The sequence below is a fragment of the Streptomyces nanshensis genome, assembly GCF_001751255.1.
Classification (GTDB): Bacteria; Actinomycetota; Actinomycetes; order Streptomycetales; family Streptomycetaceae; genus Streptomyces; species Streptomyces nanshensis_A.
Genome location: NZ_LJGW01000615.1, coordinates 1 through 2,647, shown reverse-complemented (window position 1 = coordinate 2,647; position 2,647 = coordinate 1). Strand labels below are relative to the sequence as shown.

At 72.3% G+C, this 2,647-nt stretch carries 2 protein-coding genes and 1 pseudogene; all 3 read left to right on the top strand.

Annotation, left to right across the window (positions count from 1 at the left end):
* Positions 1-314, top strand: a pseudogene (locus AN218_RS37270) (hypothetical protein); the annotation flags it as partial.
* A gap of 3 nt (positions 315-317) precedes the next feature.
* Positions 318-1,046, top strand: coding sequence for a Flp pilus assembly protein CpaB (gene cpaB / locus AN218_RS30285; RefSeq protein WP_070020235.1), 729 nt, complete (start codon positions 318-320; stop codon positions 1,044-1,046).
* A 15-nt stretch (positions 1,047-1,061) separates the two neighbouring features.
* On the top strand, positions 1,062-2,647 hold a 1,586-nt coding region (locus tag AN218_RS30280; protein WP_107421617.1), incomplete at its 3' end, for a CpaE/TadZ family protein.

Sequence of the window (2,647 nt, the reverse complement as noted above, 5' to 3'; positions counted from 1 at the left end):
CGGCCGCCGGTCCGGGTGCGGGCGCCGATCCGCGCGCGGGCGCCGGCCCGGCACCCGGAGGCAGGGCCGGGAACGGCCTCACCGGTCCCCGTACGGACGGCCCCCGCACCGACCCCCGCAGAAGCGGATCCGGCCTCGCCGCGTTCCTCAAGCAGAAGCACGCCGCCGCCGCTGCCAAGCAGGCCGCGGCGGCCCGTTCGGAAGCGCAGTCGTCCGCCGCCGAAGCAGCGCAGCCCCGTACCGCCGAAACGCAGCCCCCAGCCGCCGATCCCCAGTCCCGTCACGCCGTTGTCGCCGATCCCCGAGGTCTGTAGTCCATGAATTCACGCCAGCGCCGTGGCGTCGTATTGCTCGTCGTCTCCGTCCTGTTCGCCCTCGCGGCGTTCGGAGGCGTACTCGCGCTCATACGCGACGTGGAGTCGAAGGTCGGTCCCGAGTCGACGGCGTACAAGCTCAAGAGGGACGTGGCGCCGTACAAGGAGCTGAGCGAGGAGCAGTTCGAGAAGGTGACCATGCCGAACCGCTGGCTGCCGGGCACCGCCGTCACCAACATCGACGACGTACGCGGCAAGGTCGCCACCAACCATCTGCGCAAGGGCTCCCTGCTCCAGACGGACATGATCGCCGAACGTCCCGAACTGGAGCCGGGGCAGCAGGAGATCGCCATCATGATCGACGCCGAGACCGGCGTCGCGGGCAAGATCAACTCCGGTAGCAGGGTCAACATCTTCGCCACCTTCGAGGGCGAACAGACGGCCACCGGCAAGGGCAAGTCGCCGAACCAGTCGAAGGTGATCGTCAGCGACGCGAAGGTCATCGACGTCGGGAAGCTCACTCCGTTCAAGGAGAGCGACGACCAGGACCGCAGCCGGCTCACCGACCGGGACGGCGTCCCGATCACCTTCGCGCTCTCCACCGCCGACGCTCAGCGGGTCGCCTACGCGGAGTCCTTCGCGGAGCACGTCCGGCTGGCCCTCGTGGCTCCCGGCGACGGCAACGACATCCCCAAGAGCGACCGCACGTACACGCTCAACGGGGACGATTGAGGCAGGAATCAGCCGATGGTCACCCGTATTCAGCCAGCCGTCAGCGACCCGGAGACAGCCCGGTCGGTCGTCGGGCTGCTCCGGCAGCTCCCCGACAGCGAACCGGTGCCGCCCGCGTCGGACTCGACCCAACTGCTGGACGCGCTCGCGCGGTTGGCGGAGGGCACGGTGGCGGACCTGCCCGAGGTCGTGCTCGTGCACGAGCACATCCGCCCGATGCCCGCACTGGACCTGATCCGCGAGATCGCCCTGCGCTTCCCCGCCGTCGGGGTCGTGCTCATCACGCGTGACACCAGCCAGCCGCTCTACTCCGCGGCGATGGACGCCGGTGCGCGCGGCGTCCTGGGGCTGCCGCTCAGCTACGAGGACGTGGCCGCGCGCGTGGACGCCGCCGCCTCCTGGGCGGTGGGCGTACGGCGGCATCTGGGCAGCGTCCCCGAGGGGCCGGAGGGACCGGGCGGCACGGTCGTCGCGGTCACCGGCGCCAAGGGCGGCGTCGGCACGACGCTGACGGCCGTCCATATCGCCCTCGCCGCACAGGCGTCGGGGCGCGGCACGGCCCTGGTCGACATGGACCTCCAGTCCGGCGACGTCGCCTCGTATCTGGACGTCCAGTTCCGCCGCTCGGTCGCCGACCTCGCCGGGATCGACGACGTCTCCGTACGCGTTCTCCAAGACGCCGTCTTCGCCCACGAGTCGGGGCTCGGGCTGCTGCTCGCCCCGGGCGAGGGCGAGCGCGGCGAGGAGATCGACGACCGCGCGGCACGGCAGATCGTCACGTCGCTGCGGGCGCGCTACGACGTCGTCGTGATCGACTGCGGCACCCAGCTCAACGCCGCCAACGCCGCCGCGATCGAGACCTCCGACAGCGCCGTGCTGCTGACGACCCCGGACGTGGTGTCCGTACGGGCGGCCAAGCGCATGGTCCGCATGTGGGACCGGCTCCAGATCCGCAAGGCGGAGGAGGCCCTCACACTGGTCAACCGCACCTCGCGGTACACCGAGATCCAGCCGCCGCTGATCGCCCGCATCGTCGGGACGGCCGTCGCGGGCACGACGATCCCCGCCAACTACAAGGAGCTGCAGAGCGCCTTGGACGCCGGGCGCATCCAGGACCTGGACGCCAAGAGCTCCGTACGGCAGGCGCTGTGGTCCTTCGCGGACGAACTCGGCATCGTCACGGGCCCGGAGGCCGCGGCCGCCGGGGGCAAGAACGGCAAGAGCGGCGGCAAGGGCACCGGCAAGGGCACGGGGACGGCGAAGGCCGCGAAGGGTTCGTCCGCGGCACCGCAGCAGGTGCTGCCGCCGACGGTCCCCGGTGCGGGCGGACGGCAGGCACTGCCTCCCGGCGGTTCGGCGGGCACCCAGGGGAAGCACGCACAGCACGCGCAGGGCCAGCCGCCTCAGTCCACCGGGGCCCAGCCCGGACAGAGCCAGCCCGGACCGACCCAGCCCGGACAGGTCCCGGGGGCGCACCCGGGGGCCCAAGTCCCGCCCGCGCAGGGCCAGTCCGCACCGGGCCAGTCCGGACAGGGGCAGGCGCAGCCGCCCCGGCAGTCCGCACAGCCGCAGCGGGCGTCGCAGGGCATCTACGGTCCGCA